Source organism: Candidatus Binataceae bacterium (assembly GCA_036495685.1).
Taxonomy (GTDB): Bacteria; Desulfobacterota; Binatia; order Binatales; family Binataceae; genus JAFAHS01.
This window is the reverse complement of the sequence record DASXMJ010000080.1, coordinates 1-1,610: the sequence shown is the minus strand read 5'-3', so window position 1 is coordinate 1,610 and position 1,610 is coordinate 1. Positions and strand designations below refer to the sequence as shown.

Below are 1,610 nucleotides of genomic sequence, written 5' to 3'. Positions count from 1 at the left end.
GCAAGCTCACCGAGGCTAAAGACGCGATGGCGGTGACGCAGTACGTGGACCAGGTTTCCAAACCTCATCCGTTCTCGCTCTTCTTTAAGTTGGATCAAGGCTCGACCATGCGGCTCGCTGGCATTCCGATCGAGTCGAGATTTTACCTGTTCGGTAATGCCACGATCGCGCAGGGCTTGTTCAAGTACTCTCCGGTTTCGGGACTCGGCGCCCCCGTCCGCTTCTGCGTTTCTCAGCGTGATGGGGAGGAAGAGACGCGGATCGACATCGATGAGCCCAGCTCCTTCTTCAGCCAGTTTCCGGAACTCAAGGCCTCGGACGTTCCAGCGGAGCTGGACGAGAAAATGATCAGGCTGCTGCAGCAGGCCGCGGAATAAAGGGGGAGCCCGGTTCATCGGTTCCAAGGAGCGAAATATGAACTTAAAAGTTAAACCATTCGAAACGGAGTCTGCTTTGTCTGTCATGTCCTATCAAACTTTAAATCCCGCGACAGGCGCGTTGGTGAAGACCTTCGCACCGATTGACGACCGAGACTTAGAAGGGGTCTTGGCCATCGCACACAATGCCTTCGAAAAGGACTGGCGTAAGCGTCCGGTGGCTGAGCGCGCGCGCATAATCTCCAAAGCGGCGTCGATCCTGCGTGAAAAAGCCGATGGATATGCGCAAATCATCACGCTGGAGATGGGCAAGCGCATCATGGAAGCACAGGACGAGGTCATGCTTTCCGCAAGAATCCTCGAATACTATGCGAGCCGCGCCGAGGGGTATCTGAGGCCGAAGCCTGTCCCGGACGTGCCGAGCGCGGAGATTCGTATCGATCCCATCGGCGTGTTGCTCGGAATTGAGCCTTGGAACTTCCCGTATTATCAAGTCGCGCGCGTTGCGGGCCCCCAGTTGATGGCGGGCAACGTCCTGCTGTTGAAGCACGCTGAAAGTGTGCCGCAATCGGCCCTTGCGTTCGCCCGGTTGTTGGAAGAGGCTGGCGCACCGAAGGGCGTCTACACGAACATCTTCGCGACAATCGACCAGGTGGGGCGGATCATCGACGATCCTCGTGTGCGCGGCGTCACCTTGACGGGCAGCGAACGCGCCGGCGCGTCGGTTGCGCAACGTGCCGGCCGCAATCTAAAGAAGGTGGTGCTTGAACTCGGCGGTAGCGACCCGTTAATCGTCCTTGAAGATGCGCCGCTCGATTGGGCGGTCAGCAGTGCAACAGTTGGACGCATGCTCAACTGCGGCCAGGTCTGTGTCGGCTCCAAGCGCATCATCGTTGTCGGCCAGGAGCGTAGCGCGGCCTTTCTGGAGGCTTTCACGAAGCAGATGGCATCGTTCCAGCCGGGTGATCCAGCCAACGCCGACACGACCCTCGGTCCGCTTTCGTCCGAGCGAGCCCTCAATGTTCTGCTTGATCAGATCGAACGCGCCAAGGCAGGCGGCGCCACCGTCGTCGTCGGCGGACGGCGCATCGATCGCCCGGGTTTTTACCTAGAGCCGACCATTCTGACAGGCATCACCGAAGACAACCCGATCTATAGGGAAGAGCTATTCGGTCCCGTTGCGGCATTCTATTCCGTCAAGGACGAGGCGGAAGCGGTGCGCGTGGCCAACGG

The 1,610-nt window shown here is 59.1% G+C and carries 2 protein-coding genes; both read left to right on the top strand.

The window, feature by feature from the left end; genetic code table 11:
- Window positions 1-377 (top strand): hypothetical protein (locus VGI36_08860; GenBank protein HEY2485247.1); only part of this gene is annotated, 377 nt, incomplete at its 5' end.
- 37 nt (window positions 378-414) lie between these two features.
- On the top strand, window positions 415-1,610 hold a 1,196-nt coding region (locus tag VGI36_08855; GenBank protein ID HEY2485246.1), incomplete at its 3' end, for an aldehyde dehydrogenase family protein.